At 48.9% G+C, this 15771-nt stretch carries 10 protein-coding genes and 2 CRISPR repeat arrays (2 of these 12 only partly in view); all 10 genes read right to left on the bottom strand.

The annotated features are described in order from the left end of the window. Positions 1–1892: direct repeats of the CRISPR family, unit length 29 nt; unit sequence CGGTTTAGCCCCGTGCATACGGGGAACAC; it reaches 2786 nt to the left of the window's first position. Between the two features lie 157 nt (positions 1893–2049). After that, a complete protein-coding gene (cas2e, locus tag MHN33_RS16855; protein ID WP_239399574.1) occupies positions 2050–2358 on the bottom strand; it encodes a type I-E CRISPR-associated endoribonuclease Cas2e in 309 nt (102 codons plus the stop codon). Then, a complete protein-coding gene (gene cas1e, locus MHN33_RS16850) occupies positions 2355–3284 on the bottom strand; it encodes a type I-E CRISPR-associated endonuclease Cas1e (protein WP_095727293.1) in 930 nt (309 codons plus the stop codon). Before cas1e ends, cas2e begins: the two co-directional genes overlap by 4 nt. A 71-nt stretch (positions 3285–3355) precedes the next feature. Next, positions 3356–4033 (bottom strand): type I-E CRISPR-associated protein Cas6/Cse3/CasE, encoded by a 678-nt coding sequence (cas6e, locus tag MHN33_RS16845; protein WP_239399572.1) that lies wholly within the window; start codon positions 4031–4033, stop codon positions 3356–3358. Further along, positions 4026–4697: a type I-E CRISPR-associated protein Cas5/CasD gene (cas5e, locus tag MHN33_RS16840; protein ID WP_095727291.1), complete on the bottom strand. Its 672-nt coding sequence runs from the start codon at positions 4695–4697 to the stop codon at positions 4026–4028. The genes cas6e and cas5e overlap by 8 nt, the downstream gene beginning before the upstream one ends. Continuing rightward, positions 4694–5839, bottom strand: coding sequence for a type I-E CRISPR-associated protein Cas7/Cse4/CasC (gene cas7e / locus MHN33_RS16835; RefSeq protein ID WP_239399570.1), 1146 nt, complete (start codon positions 5837–5839; stop codon positions 4694–4696). Before cas7e ends, cas5e begins: the two co-directional genes overlap by 4 nt. A gap of 14 nt (positions 5840–5853) precedes the next feature. Further along, a complete protein-coding gene (gene casA, locus MHN33_RS16830; protein WP_239399568.1) occupies positions 5854–7938 on the bottom strand; it encodes a type I-E CRISPR-associated protein Cse1/CasA in 2085 nt (694 codons plus the stop codon). A gap of 478 nt (positions 7939–8416) precedes the next feature. Next, on the bottom strand, positions 8417–11302 hold the full coding sequence (cas3, locus tag MHN33_RS16825) for a CRISPR-associated helicase Cas3' (RefSeq protein ID WP_239399566.1): 2886 nt from the start codon (positions 11300–11302) through the stop codon (positions 8417–8419). 487 nt (positions 11303–11789) lie between these two features. Next, positions 11790–12623, bottom strand: a complete 834-nt coding sequence (locus MHN33_RS16820) for a WYL domain-containing protein (protein WP_239399564.1) — start codon at positions 12621–12623, stop codon at positions 11790–11792. Between the two features lie 68 nt (positions 12624–12691). Further along, on the bottom strand, positions 12692–13579 hold the full coding sequence (locus MHN33_RS16815; RefSeq protein ID WP_239399562.1) for a hypothetical protein: 888 nt from the start codon (positions 13577–13579) through the stop codon (positions 12692–12694). 24 nt (positions 13580–13603) lie between these two features. Then, the gene (locus MHN33_RS16810; RefSeq protein WP_239399560.1) at positions 13604–13897 is read right to left on the bottom strand and encodes a hypothetical protein; all 294 of its coding nucleotides are present in this window, start codon (positions 13895–13897) and stop codon (positions 13604–13606) included. A 207-nt stretch (positions 13898–14104) separates the two neighbouring features. After that, positions 14105–15771: a CRISPR direct-repeat array (repeat unit 29 nt; unit sequence CGGTTTAGCCCCGCGCCTGCGGGGAACAC) (it continues 2029 nt past the right edge of the window).

Raw genomic sequence — 15771 nt, 5'->3', positions numbered from 1 at the left:
CCAGGACGGCAAATGCTACCAGAAGGACGGTTTAGCCCCGTGCATACGGGGAACACCTCATTTAAACCTCGCGGCGCAATCTCTGTGTCGGTTTAGCCCCGTGCATACGGGGAACACAGGTAATGACACACCTAGTGAACCCAAAATCGCGGTTTAGCCCCGTGCATACGGGGAACACGGCGCTAACTCTACACCAGTGCCAAACCTGATCGGTTTAGCCCCGTGCATACGGGGAACACCTTAGGTACCAACTTTTTTTTCGTTTTAAATCGCGGTTTAGCCCCGTGCATACGGGGAACACTCCGTCAAACTGTAAGTCAAGCGCACACGCACCGGTTTAGCCCCGTGCATACGGGGAACACGTCTGCTACCTGAAATTCAAGTTTGGCAATGTCGGTTTAGCCCCGTGCATACGGGGAACACTACAGCCCGGCTTGTCAAAACGTTAATCAGTACGGTTTAGCCCCGTGCATACGGGGAACACTTAGACGTGTCTATCCGTCGTGTCACTCCGGCCGGTTTAGCCCCGTGCATACGGGGAACACAACTCCGTTATGTTTCCATTTTTATCCGAACGCGGTTTAGCCCCGTGCATACGGGGAACACAATGGCTGGCTAGAGAAAGGCCAAACCATTGACGGTTTAGCCCCGTGCATACGGGGAACACACACTCCATTTTGACGCGGGTAATTTGTATAGCGGTTTAGCCCCGTGCATACGGGGAACACAAACATTGGCCTGACCAAATGCTCCATTCATAGCGGTTTAGCCCCGTGCATACGGGGAACACATGCGTGATGTCCTAGCGCGTGAAGGGGTAAACGGTTTAGCCCCGTGCATACGGGGAACACGTTTCGTTAGCAGAGCGCAATGATTGCAAAGACGGTTTAGCCCCGTGCATACGGGGAACACTTACTTTAAACCAAGTCCTGAGAAAGCCAAAGCGGTTTAGCCCCGTGCATACGGGGAACACGGAAGCCAGCGTTATGCCTCGTATGTTACAACGCCGGTTTAGCCCCGTGCATACGGGGAACACAAAGTTCACTCTATTTTTTTAAATCTGCCGTTCGGTTTAGCCCCGTGCATACGGGGAACACTTGATTGCCGGTGTTGCCATGCTGGCGTTGTTCGGTTTAGCCCCGTGCATACGGGGAACACCAGAGTGGCTAGAGCCTTGCGTAAACCCGCAACGGTTTAGCCCCGTGCATACGGGGAACACCAAATCTAATACGCCCCAGGTGCCGAACATCGCGGTTTAGCCCCGTGCATACGGGGAACACCAGGACATTGAAAAGCACGATTTGGTAACTTCCGGTTTAGCCCCGTGCATACGGGGAACACGCAGCTATTGTGGGTTTACCAGTTGAAGAGTTCGGTTTAGCCCCGTGCATACGGGGAACACCGGCTGGGTTCATATTCCATTGGTTAGCAAGTCGGTTTAGCCCCGTGCATACGGGGAACACTTCAGGAAAATCACGATAGAATTTCCGTTCGCCGGTTTAGCCCCGTGCATACGGGGAACACTAAAGACAAGGGTAAGGATAAGCGTAAACAGTCGGTTTAGCCCCGTGCATACGGGGAACACTGGATTTATTGCATAAGGGTGGCATTCGTTCTCGGTTTAGCCCCGTGCATACGGGGAACACGCTGGATTGATTCCAGTACCAGTTCACCGGCCCTGGTTTAGCCCCGTGCATACGGGGAACACTGACATCCCTGAGCGAGTTGCAAGAACGCGCACGGTTTAGCCCCGTGCATACGGGGAACACAGTTTTGGTTTGGTGAGTTCATAGGAGAAGTGCGGTTTAGCCCCGTGCATACGGGGAACACGCAGGCGTTCGGCACCCGCGAACGATATTAAATCGGTTTAGCCCCGTGCATACGGGGAACACTCTAAAATTATATACTTGTTTTTAATAAAGAAAAAATACACTTCAAAATCTACCGAAAATTTTGGGTACAAACGTATCTATTTTTTGAGACTTTGAGTCTCAATATCCAACTTGTTAAAGAGCAAAAAGTCACAGATAAAATGACAGAAATAATTCGCTAATCAGCCCCCGGATTGTCATCTGCTCTGGGTGTATACTTCACCAGTCTCAGGCCCTGAAAATCCACCGGCATTCTGGCATTTTCACCATAGGTGATAAAATCAAAACCCGACTCGGTGTTGGTTGCCCAGGCCATAACCGCATTGCCGTCTTCCGCCAGCTCACTGACCTGAAACCAAATCATTTCGCGAATGCGTTTGCTTACATCACCCACATACACACCGGCACGGATCTCCAGCAGCCACACTGCCAGGCGACCTCTTAATCTTGGTGGCACTGCCTCAGTGACAACCATACACATACTCATAGTGGGCCTCCGCTGCGATGGCCTTCGTCACCAATTGATTCAGGCTCCGGGATGGCAGGTGGTTGTGCGTCGGCATAGGGCTCGGGTGGTGTTACCTCTCCTGCAGCCAGTACCTCTTCAACCAGCGGGATAAGGCGAGGCAATATCTTGTCTTTACGGAACGCTTCGCGACAGGCAATACGCACTTCCCGATCGGGTGATTGTGGTCGCCGTTTGGCGACTTTAAACGCCACAGGCACAACGGTATCGAACTTAATAATATCTGCAATATCATACACAAACGACAACGGCTTGCCGGTATGCAAAAAGCCAATGGCCGGGGCATATCCGGCAGCCAACACTGCGGCTTCGGTGACGCCATACAGGCAAGATGTTGCGGCGCTGATACACTGATTGATTACATCGCCCTTCGCCCAATCTTTGGGGTCATAACGTCGGCCCTGCCAGCTCACCTGATACTGTTTAGCAAGTAGCTCATAGGTTTTGCGGACACGCGTGCCTTCAATGCCGCGCAGCTGATCAACCGAACGCCGCTCCGGAGCTGGTTCGCCAAAGCGTAGCTCAAACATTTTACGTACCACTTTGAGCCGCAGGTTTTCATCCAGCGCGAGCTTGGCCTGATAGAGTAACTTATCGGAGCGCGCACCACCGGGCTGACCCGCCGAATAAAGCCTGACGCCCGCTTCGCCCACCCAGATAAGCAAAGTACCTGTGGTTGCAGCCAGCTTGACCGCAGCATGGCTCACCCGTGTGCCCGGCTCCAGCATAATACACACCACAGAACCCACCGGAATGAGCATCCGCTCACCGTTTACTTCATCAATCACAGCAAATGCGCCGTCACGCACATCAATACGTCCCATACCAATAAATATCATTGAGTTACGATCTTTGATTGGAATAGGCTTTAAAGGAAGAAATGCCATTCCCTGCACTCCTAAAATAAGTAGAAAATTAGCTAAGAAAAAAGGCGAGTCGCCCCGCCTTACTGATTGGTTTAAAGCGGTTTAATCAACATCAGTCCGCAGCCAAAAGCTTTGGAGCGGCCAATGCCATTAAATAATGCCTGTTCCAGTTTTTGCACATCGGTGATTTTTGCCACACCAAAATAGTCCAGTGTGCTCAACTGAATTGGCCTTGCCCCATCTTTTTTAACCACTTTATGCTGCTTGTAATTGCTGAACTCAATACACTGGGTCAGCAACTCCAGGCCACCCTTTTGCAGTTTTTTGTCAAGCCAGGCTTTTGCTGCAATATCAACAGCTTCATTTACATTGCTATTTGCTTTTTGAGCCTGTTTTTTGGCATGCATCAAAACATCGTGACGGCGAGTTTTCTCTCCTTTTGGCGTAATATCTACAGTGGGATTAGCTCGCAATGAGAACTGAACCAGCCCTGCTTCTTTGAGCTGATCCTGCTGTGTTTGAGTGACTATTTTCCAGCTTTTAATCGCATCTTTTAGCTGACGCTTTGAGCGAATAAACACTGTTGGCACTGGCAGCGCCATATCCACACGAAACATAAAATCAGCCTTAAGCAGATCACTGTCAACAAAACAACGCCACACCCACTGGTGCTGCTTATAAAGATCATCGGGGTGTAAAAACCCCAAATCTTCTCCCGCCTGGTCAGGATCAAAATACAATCGGCTTTCATACCAGAGAGTGTCAGACATATAGCACTTCCTCCGTATCCACCAACCCCCATCTGCTTTTAACGCTTCTGAATGTAAAGGCTCTGTGGTTTATCTCAAAGCTCAGCGGGACATCATGCCTTTGCTCTGTCCCCTCTTTCGCCTCGCTGTCTATGATGTATTTCACCGGTGTTCCGGCTACTTTTTCATGTTCGGCCTGCATTCTTGGTGCTTGTTGCAGCGCCAGCTCTAAAGGTAACTCCATACACGCCCTATGGGGATCAACTAAAGGAATGCCCGGCAGATAGGACTTACGCCCTAAAAACTGTGGCCAGACCGGGTTTAACAAAGCATGATGCAGTTTTTTAAGCAAAACCGCGTCGCCTTCAAAGCCCACCCAAAAGGCAGCATCTGCCAGATATGCTCGGTGCGACAACTGAGTGTCCGGCTTGCCGCCGTCAGCCTTGGCCACATTCAGTGCCGTTTGGTAATCAAATGCCAGGTCGCCTGGTTTATCTATACGCACGCCCATTCGCAATGCAGTAAGATCATTCAGAGGCTCATTTCGCTCACGTCCTAGCGATGCGCACAGCAAACCGATCACACCACTTTTTGTCGGATCAAGCTGAGTATTTCGCAGTTCAAAGGCACTTTTTAGCCCCCATGACTGCATTGGTCCGGCTAGTCGGATCAACAAAGTGCTCATTGACACTCCAAAGCACCTTGCAGTGCATCAAGCATCTGAACTTCCAGTTGTGCAATGGTGCCACTGTCTTTGTCCTGATACTCTTCCAGGTTGTCGATGTAAGTGCTGCGGCCCTCAAAAATAAAGCCAGACTCACCATACATAGCCGCCAGCTTCTTGGCGAACATTTCCAGTTTTTGTGCTGACTGGTGCTCAAGCTCGGCTTCATCAGGCTTGTCTATTGTGACCGCCTGAGTAAATGCGTTGCTCAGAGACCAGGGCGCACCATCTTTACGCACATTCACTTTGATATAGCTTGGCGGGTTCTGCGCCGCAAAACTGTTTTGTTTACCCGAAGGCACCGCCTGAACTAACGCCCTGAAAAAGCCTTTTACCGCGCCAGTCACCTGTTCCTTATCCTGCCCAAGGTTAGCAGCCAGTTTGTCAATGTTGATCTGAGCATAACGGTAATAACAGGCACTGTTAAAATACACGCCACCCATCATGCCAGAGCCTTGCTCACCCGCCTGCAATTCGTCGTCCACAGCAGTAAAAAAGTCCATGGCAGGTGTAACAATATTGGTTGAAATTGCATGGGCCACCTGGCACGCAGCATCAACATTGATATTGTTGTTGTCTGCGACCATACGGCCGAATAGTGCGATATCTGCGGCGAAAGACTTACCCTCTTTTACAAACACATCATTTACTGCTTTGGTGATGGCTTTGTCCAGCTTGTCCTCCTGAAACTCGCTGAAGTGCTCATCTGCAATCGCTTTCAATGCGCTCACTTCATTCAGTCCAAGAAACAGCAGATATTCTGTCTTAAATGGATGCTTTTTGTCTTTGCTCAGGCTCAGCTTTACCTGTTCTAACAGCTTTTGTGCAACGGTTTCGCTTTGCTTTTCGTCATTACCATTAGCAATCAGGTGATCACGGATGTCGATGGCTAGCTTACGAGTGCGTACCGCACGATCGCCCTGATGTTCTACCACTGCATCGTTAAATGCCCCATGCGTGCGGATCGCACGCTTCTGACACTGGCTTGAGATACGCGCCCGTTGCGAGCCGCCAAACACACAAGACTTAGGCGTATTGGTATCGTCGCGGTTCAGGTTGCTGGGGGCAAAGTTTTGTAATACATGAAATTCGATAAAAGACATAAGGTAACTCCTTTTTAATTTGTCGCGTCTGCTGAGTCTGTAGACTCATCGGATTGAATGGGTTTGGCCCAGTAATCTCTGGCCCATTTAAGTTGAATGCGTTTGTCGTCGCTACCCCAGTGGTAGAGATCTTCCATCAGGGTGCGGTAATCAATGGCAATGTCTTTGCTTTTTAGAATTTGTACCATCTGGCGCAGCGTTTGTTTTAACTGCTCACCTTTTGCCTCCAGCAGGCACTCAAAGCGAAAGCTCATACCGGGGCGTTCACTGCCATCGCAGATCTGCCATGCTTTCCCAAAGCTCTGATGCTTTTCGCTAAAGTACAGCGTGTTATGACTGGCAAACAGCCCTGCAACAAAGGCCTGAGTCTCAGCTCTTTTTAAATCGTCAGATAAAAGGGAAGCGAGGTACGGCATCGCAGCAAGGTGTGTACTCTTTTGTTGGTCAAGTGACTTTTTCAGCGCAGCGAGAATTTCCCGGTTGGGATAATCCGGATTTGCCCATTGCTCCAGCTTAGCCACTAACGCCTGCGTATCCTGGCTCCAGTATTCACTCGACAGCCATTCACGCCCGTAAAGCGCCCGCTCTAACTGCTGTGAAGCCAGGCTCAGTCCCTTTTTAACTTTTGAACCACCATAGCGCCAACTGACTGTCGCGCCTTCAAATGCCTTCATTGCCGTGTCGATACAGAGTAAACGCCACTTAGCATTAGCATCATCTGTGTTAGTGCTCAGTGCCCAAACAAACTGTTCAAATCCTTCGTTTAGCCGTGGCCAGTAGAATCTAGCAGGGTTGATCGCAGTCACTCTGGCATTGATCTCCTGCTGGCGAGCACCGTCAGGCAACAAATGCCGGGCAAATACCCTGATTGCATTTTCAAGCTGATAGAACATTGCTTCAGCGGTTTTCAGGCCATTTACCAATAACTCACTATGGTTGATCCCCAGCGCAGCATCTTTTTGCACCAGATTTACCGGCAAGGGCAAGCGCTCATTGAACCACGAAAGCGGATTGGCCTTGTTATTATCCAGCCCAACTAACTGACAGTTCAGCGTAAGCCCGTCAAGCACTCTGTTGTCCAGTGTTGCCAGTAGCTGAATGCCCGCTGGCCGCAAGTCTTTAGTTGCAATTTTACCTTTTGTAAACTCCGCCAGTCGCAACAAATTCGCCGTATCTCGCCAGCAGCTGCGTGCAAAACTCAACCGAACAGGCAGCATTTTTTCGTCTTTATTGAGTCGATAGGCAAAGTAAGGTTCCTGAGGCATTTCTTCCGGCGTTGGCAGGCCCTGAGAAAAGTGCATTGCAGACACCGATCCGTCTTCTTCCGGAATAAGCCGAACGTGTCTTGAACGCCATGTCAGATAATCGGTTAAACCACGCATAGCCCTGGCTTTAGGCGCCTCCTGCTTGCTGTCTGTTTGCTCCCAGACAGGCACATCTGAGTCATCCAGCAAGGCTTTATCTTTGGGCATTTTTAGGTTCAGCATCAGAGTTTGAAATAAGTTTCCCCCTTCAACCATCACCACGGCACCGCCCACTAAAGGCGCATTGGTAAAGTTGGGGTGTTTCTTGAACAGATTTGAACTGCCACTTACCCCACCGCCGAGGCTAAAATACTGACAAATCAGCAGCTGGATCGCCGCTTCACCCGCCGGAATTGAGAACTTTTCATTGTCGGCCAGATGACTCCAGAGTAGCTTATTTGAACCTGTACTATAGTCGGGCACTAGCTTTTTAACCGATGTGGTCACACCATTGTCTTTTTGAAATTCGGCAGTCTGGAAAAAAGGATACTGCGCAGAAAACAGATCAAACTTACCCTGACACCCATCAGACTTTATATAATCAAAAACACACGCGTCGAACTCCCCTTTTTCAAACGCTTTGTGCCAGTTTTTGCCGCTTAAATATCGGTAGCTGCGGTACAATATGGCTAACAACAGCCTTGAAATGGCACTGACGGCCAGTGGCCTGTCATGCACAACTTGACGCAGTTGGGGGGCGGCCTGCAGCACCCCGAGAATTGAGTAGTGCCGGATCTCTCCCTCTAAATCTTGTGCCGGGATCCAGCACTCCTGTTCCAAAAGATCGTAGCTCATAATCCTTTAAGTCCTCCTGTAGGTTTGTATGCAGATCCGGCCACCACACAATGCCAAATCAGTACTTGCATCTGTCTAGCAAGTTGCTAGACTCTATTTTTCTTTCTTGTTGCTGTTTTTTTTGTAAAATGCCCAAATTAAAAAAAACAACAGCGCATAAGTAGGCGCATTGGCATTCTGTAGCGCGATAATTACTTCTGCCAGCCCATTGAACATGAATTTATCCTTGCTTAAGATTGAACGCTTTTAAACCATACACAATGTTTTCCACTTCTGCAAAGTTTTAAATTTGGCAATCAAGTAGCAAGCTCTACTCTTTAATTTTTCAAAGCGTTTAACGTTTCTCCTAACAATGATAAAATCATCTGGTCCTAACTTTAGATGGGCTGAACCGAGTAGCGCTTGAATCTTAATTGATGCTACACATTTGTTCCCCGTACGCACGGGGCGTCTGCCGGTAGCTTATGCTATCGGCTTCTTACCTCTTAGAATGGTTGTGGCCACTCCTGTGCTTCTCTACTTGCAATCCCAACACGGGATCCAGCTTAAGTGTGCCAATCGAGGGCACTGAGTAGGTAAAGTGCTGATCCAAGATAACCGGTACACAGTTGTGCAGCTGCGAAGTTCTTTGCCACACATCCTGAGCGACAAAATTAAACAGCCAGTTGCTTTCAACTTCACGAAAGTGTTCAACCCAGTCTGCATGGCTGAGTTTCACCAAGGATTGCTTCAGCCTGCCAATATCATTTTTATTAAAGCGTTTATCTGCACGCCAGTTTATCGCTTCATAGGGAGCATTTTCTCTCATGGGCGTCTGGCATTGTTGCAGGTAAGGCTGATATTCGGTAACAGGCACCAACAAGCCGTCTTCATTCTGGATCAGCAGAATTATCTGCACACTGAGGCTGGCAAGCCGGGTCGATAAAACCAAGTCCTCATCATCAAATTGGTCATTTAGATAATCCAGCAATTCCGATATATCTTCCTGATCTGCATCGAACATCATGTTGTTAGCAAGCCGGTACACGAGCTTCTTTTCAAGTTCAAACTCATATGCTTTATCGTGCTCATGATCCAGCCAGGTTAGCTGTTGCCCAATATCGGCGTATACCTTGTTTACCCAATCATCAATCTCTGTATCAAGATCCAACTCGAAACCGTTATTCTTCCCTGTACTTGCAGCTTCCTCCCACAGCAAACGGGTCGTTACCGCGAGTATATGCGACGGGTAAATTTTGACATCGGCGTATCCAAGCCATTTAGCGTAGTCTTCAGGGATCTCATCTAACCCCGGCAAATAGACATTAAGTCTCGGGCTTTGAACAAGCTTAGACCTGAAAGGGTTATTTACCTGATGCCGCCATATCCGCCCCAGCCGTTGCATGATCAGATCAATGGGTGAGACCTGAGTAAACATCTCACAGGCGTCATAATCCAAACTCTGCTCCAAAACTTGGGACCCAATTAGAATTAAACACTGATCTTTGACGGGTCGATTTGGATTAACCGCTTTTCGGTTTCCCGGATTCTTGCCTACCAGATATTCAACCATGTCTTCGATGGCTAAGCGGTGACCGATGGGGTATCTGGCATGAAACACCAGACACTGCATGTTTTGACTTTCCTTCTGATTGCAGTATTCAAGGATAATTTCACTGAGTGCCTGCGCCGCATTCACCGTATTCAGGATACACACGAATACACCGCATCCCGCTTCCTTTACGCGTGCCAAAACATCGCTTGCCATTTGTTCAACGCATTGTTGTGGCGTGGTTTTATGCAACTGAATCCCAAACCGTTTAGGTGGTGAAGCCAGCTCATCAGTATTTTCACCTTCTGCAACGTGAACAGATGTCGCCAACTGCCCTCCGCTATAAGTTGTAAGCCTCGGATAGGCAGCCTCTTTTAGCTCAATATTCTTACCGAACTCCTGGCCATAAGCCTGCACTAACTCTCGGAGCATTAGTTTAGGTAAAGTAGCAGATAATATGATTACCCTGACTTTCAGTTTTGCCATCCACCGTAACGTGTTTTTGAGCAAAGAAAGCTGGAAGTAATCCAGTGCATGTACCTCATCTAATATGACGGTTTTGTTCGCAATAGCGAATAACCGCACAAAATTATGCTTGTAACGCATAGCAGCCATAAGCAGTTGATCAATGGTGCCAACACAAGCTCCGGCCAGTAACCCTCTTTTTTTAGCTGTAAACCATAAGTTTGCCTTTACGGCATTTTGCTCATTCAGATCCTCAATACTGGACAGCATTAAGCCCTCATAAGCTGGGTTAAACTCCGCGTTACTGTGCTTTAAATGGGTTTCGATGTCCTCATAACCCAAAGACTCATGTTTCAGGAACTTCAATGTCCGTTTATAGAGTTGATTCGCCGTAGCCTGAGATGGCATAGCCACATACAGCCCAGAGTGATCCAGGTTACGAATAACATGATCCGCCAGTATGAGTGCAGCTTCTGTTTTTCCGCTTCCCATACCGCTTTCAATCACTGTCAGCCAGGGCAATTCTTGTGAGTTAAATAAGGCTAATATGCTTTGCTGCAGTGCGTTGGGTTTAAAGCCAAAGACTTTATTGAATTCAATGATACTCTGTGCAGCTTTTACATGCTTAATGTTCAGCTTATCTGCCAGCCGGTGTGCCGTCTCAACACGCAGCGCAACATTGGCAAAATACTCATCAGAACTGATGTAGGTAAAATAGTGATGATCGGAGCCAATCCAGTCAGCAACCGAGCATAGTCCGGCCATATAGACGTACCAGGTGGGTGTGAGCAGTTCATCGTCAATTTCACAAAGCAGTGAAGCGTCAACCAGAAAGTAGTCGAATAGCCATTCAATCGAAGCTAGCTGAACTTTTTCCCAGATATAACCTTTGCCCCAAACTCGACCATTTTTTGAATCGGTTACAAATTCTCCATGATGACTTACGACAGATGAGAACAAAGGTTTTTCGGTGTAGCAACTTAGGCCGATACTTTCTGCCCAGTTTGATAATATCTCGTAACCAGACGTACCATGTTGAGTTTCGCTTGCATTCTTAAGATCGTATCTCTGAGTATCAAACAGCCTTTTGATACGTTCAAATGGCAACTTATACTGAAACCCCGGTGTGATCTTGCCAATATCATGCAGGGCAATAAGCAGTACCACCATAGCAATCGCGGTATCCTCATCAACGCCTTCAATAGCTAAAAACGGCTTAAGTAATATGGCCCGCTCCTGAGCTGCCAACTTGAGAATAATCGCCCGGGCGACAAAGGCCACATCCAACATGTGGCACACTGCGGGTAACGTGTTTTGTTCGTCGGCCTTGCCCCAGAACTGGAAAATCTCGCTGTTAAAATCACTCACAATCTTACTTCCTTGTTTTCGATAGACTCAGGTTACGACGCGAATAAGATACCGACAATCCTGCGATTGCAACCAGTAAAAAATTTGCCAGGTCGAGTTAAAAGTTGCCGACTACTAAACTGGCAACTGTATTTTCTACAAAAATATTTGGCTAACTGTATTCAAGAAGTAGGCAGTGGCTATTAAACCAAATATAAATTTTGTTTTTGAATCAGCGTTACTTAGTGCAGTTACAAGTTTTGCAAGATAGCGAAAATTCAATGACATCTCCTTTAGTTCATATGAGCAACCTCAGGTGTATAATTTACAGACAAAAAAAGAAAAATCAAGTAGAATTTAAGTCACAAATATCTAACACATAGAATTTCAATCGAACTCATGTATAATAACTACTTCCCTTGATTTGAGGGATGAACCTTAGAAGTTAAGACACTTCGATTGTTCCCCGTTTTACGGGGCAGCTGGCCGAGCAGCTCGGCCAGCACCTTCAACCATTCCACAACAGCCCTCTGGCCCTCAGCTTCCGATAACACTCGGGCACAATCACAATTTGTTGCGCTTCCGGGTTTGGGTGCTGGCAGTCGAGTCGCAGCAGGGAGAGCAGGTAGTTAATGAGTGCGGCGTTTGTGGTGATGGTTGCGCGCCGGGATTGCATATTGAAATCGCGGGCGATCACTTCCTGCGCATAGTGCGACAGGCGCGGATCTGGCATAATGGTCAGCTCTACCGGGGTTTGCCAGCTGTCGTCGTCCTGGCTGGTTTTTTTGGCTTTGCAGTTATGATCTTGCTCGGCGGATAAGATACGCGACAACGAAAAGTCCCGAAACGCCCCGGATGCCTCACAATAAGCGCGTAAATGAAAGCGCAGTCCTGTGCTTACCAGGCTATGTGGGCGAATAATTCGCTCTGTTTCACCGTTTTCCTTAATTGACTGATAGCGAATATCAAGTGCAGATTGCTTTCTGCACGCGGTCAGAATTGGCCGCAGCAAATGCGGTTCCAGCTTGCGATGGGGAACTGGTAAATGAGTAATGCTGCTGTGTTCAAGCTGGTGCAAATGCGGTTGTACTACCAATTGCGAATATTGGGCAAAGTCTTCAGAGATCAGCTCGGGCGTAAAGTGGGTTGCCAGACAGTGTGCTTTTTCGGACTCATCGTAATACACGTTACGCTTTTGCTCTTCAAAATAGCGATTTAAGTATTTACTGGCACTGGGCCGGGATAAATTGAATTTACTCTGAAATAGCCCGGTCTGGATACGCCCTTCCCAGTACAGCAGAGCTTCTAAATACCGGAAATACTCGTCTTCCTTGGTGGTCATAGCTACGCGAAATTTAACAAGAAAAAAACCATGCTAACATAAAGGTCACAAAAAGAAATTGCGTCAGGTCAATCTTTCTTTTTAGCAAACGTTGAAAGTATTTGCGCAAGCTCTTGATTATCATCACTATCTTGACCAGGTGATGCTTGCACAAAAAGATCGTTGTTACGGAGCTGTGTAATAGCAACAATCAACGTTGATTTGCCCACTAATGAGTATAATTCCAGCGCGATTAAAACAGGCTTGATTTTTTCAGTATGTGGGGACACCTCACCAAACACAGCTTTCACTTCGGATAGCAAGCTGGCATCATTGGCTTGGTAGATTTTGGCTATCCGCTCCCCCACGGCAAAGGCCTTTGCATCTGAGTTTTGCAAAAGCTGCTCTAAATATGGCAGCACGATATGGGTCAAATCAAATGCAGAAACGGTCCCAATGATTTTGTGAATGTCTTCTGAGCGTTTGCGTGCCCGATGTCTGTCAACATGTGAATCAATCAGGTCGAGCAGACCTGTGATGAACCCGGCAAGTCCACCCGACTTACTATTATTGTTACTGTCATCTTTGAGCACGAACAATGAACTTCGGAATATAAGCTGAGTCGAAAATACCGCCGTGATCACGTCAAGCATATATTGCGCATGTTTAGGTACGGCAGGGTCTGTAATGGTTGGCCCCAAATCGAAAGTTTTGAGACAAACAAATGCAAAGTAGCACAACAGTGCGTTGAGTGTCAGGTAGAGCTGAGTGGCGCCAATAAACAACAAAGATTCGGGAGAGTCTGGATAGCGGGATGACAGTTCAATATATGCCGCTAACGCACCCAAAAAGAAAACCACATAGGAAGAAGCTGGAAAATCAATACCTGTTTGCTTTAATGCACAATGGGTAACCCAGACAATGATCAATCCGAATACAAAAATGAAAAAAGGTGTTGTATCTCTTAACCATTTCATTTGTCTTCCTTGTATTTGATGGTGTTATAGTATGTCTTGCACCCTTTGCCCGATGGGTGTCAAAGAAACCTGAAAGGAATCAACTTTGGCAGCTTCTCCAACCTGACGAACTTCAACAAACTCACGCTTTGAAAGCTCTTTAAGAGGTGCCATGATAAATTTGACCTGCACACCTAATGCTTTAGCCAGATCAGAAACAAGCATTGCATGGCGCTCATCGTACGCACTATTTTTTGACAAAATACGCAAGATATCCTGACTTTTACCTTGTTCGTATGAACGAAAGCCCGACATTAAGCTGTTTTCGTTCTTTATCATAGTAACTCCTGGCTGACCTGAAAAGGCAGCAACAATGGTCTGCCGAACTGAAGCAATTTTTTGTAAGTATAATCCCGATTGCTCCCCGTGTACACGGGGCGAAGCAAGACCGAAACACCGTTTCGCAGCTTGCTGAGGTGAGCGCGTGGATGCGCGAAGGATGCTGCTTCATGGATGAATTACGACGTTTTTTTAACCTTTTCGATTAGGTTTAGCCCCGCACCTGCGCGGAACACGGCATCTCACGGGTTTATGCTGGAGTCGCCCCTCGGTTTAGCCCCGCGCCTGCGGGGAACACCCCTGCGCTAAACCCTTCAAACTCGCCCGCATCGGTTTAGCCCCGCGCCTGAGGGGAACACACTTTGATAATGAACGACCATATATTTCGAGTCGGTTTAGCCCCGCGCCTGCGGGGAACATCGCAACGGACCGATTGATGACGATGGTTATGACGGTTTAGCCCCGCGCCTGCGGGGAACACAGCAAGGGAAAACACATGTGCTTGTGATGGACCGGTTTAGCCCCGCGCCTGCGGGGAACACTTATCAAATTATCCGGCACCAAGACGTAGCACCGGTTTAGCCCCGCGCCTGCGGGGAACACTACCTCTCTAATAATGATTTTAGATACCATGACGGTTTAGCCCCGCGCCTGCGGGGAACACAGCTGCCAGCCGGTGCGGTGGTATTGCACTGTACGGTTTAGCCCCGCGCCTGCGGGGAACACTCCAGTTCTAGGAGAGGTCGGAGTGCCCCGGCCGGTTTAGCCCCGCGCCTGCGGGGAACACAAACGCCGCTGATTGCAGACGCTGATCACGTTCGGTTTAGCCCCGCGCCTGCGGGGAACACTTTATAACGGTGGGGAGTCGGTTTCAAACTGGCGGTTTAGCCCCGCGCCTGCGGGGAACACAACTGAAAACGTGCCGGGTCTTGCATCCCCCTCGGTTTAGCCCCGCGCCTGCGGGGAACACGCACAAAAATAATCAGGAAAGCACTTGAAGAACGGTTTAGCCCCGCGCCTGCGGGGAACACTTGCGACAATAGTGGCGCTCATGATGCAGCGCCGGTTTAGCCCCGCGCCTGCGGGGAACACTGAACTTCCGCAGACCACCACTAATCCAGAGGCGGTTTAGCCCCGCGCCTGCGGGGAACACGGGCCGTATTAATACTGATTGTATTCGATTGTCCGGTTTAGCCCCGCGCCTGCGGGGAACACCGGTCAATCGGTATGTGGTGAACAGAGTATGGCGGTTTAGCCCCGCGCCTGCGGGGAACACACCCGCACCTGTTTGGTCTCGTGGTTAACCTCCGGTTTAGCCCCGCGCCTGCGGGGAACACTACCTAAGCCAGCGACAAAAACGCTGCATGATCGGTTTAGCCCCGCGCCTGCGGGGAACACCATACCAGGGTAACGCCACCGGTCAGTCTGAACGGTTTAGCCCCGCGCCTGCGGGGAACACTGCGCGTTCATCGCGCTAGTGGATCTTGACTCTCGGTTTAGCCCCGCGCCTGCGGGGAACACCATCCGAGGCAGGTGCCCAGCGGCTAATGATACGGTTTAGCCCCGCGCCTGCGGGGAACACTAGAGGTAGCAAATCCTCATTTGATACAACGGCGGTTTAGCCCCGCGCCTGCGGGGAACACTAACGAAAGACATGAACGGAGAGACAAATGAACGGTTTAGCCCCGCGCCTGCGGGGAACACTTTTGCGCATTTCCCACGCCGGATAGAAACGCCGGTTTAGCCCCGCGCCTGCGGGGAACACAATTCGTTAATGTTTAGACCCCAAAGCTGTTGCGGTTTAGCCCCGCGCCTGCGGGGAGCACCTAAGCTCTGGATTTAGTGACTCAAGCAACGGCGGTTTAGCCCCGCGC

The sequence above is a fragment of the Pseudoalteromonas sp. OOF1S-7 genome (assembly GCF_022347765.1).
In the GTDB taxonomy this organism is placed as follows: domain Bacteria; phylum Pseudomonadota; class Gammaproteobacteria; order Enterobacterales; family Alteromonadaceae; genus Pseudoalteromonas.
The sequence above is the reverse complement of the archived record's forward strand: the minus strand, read 5'-3'. Positions and strand labels throughout refer to the sequence as shown.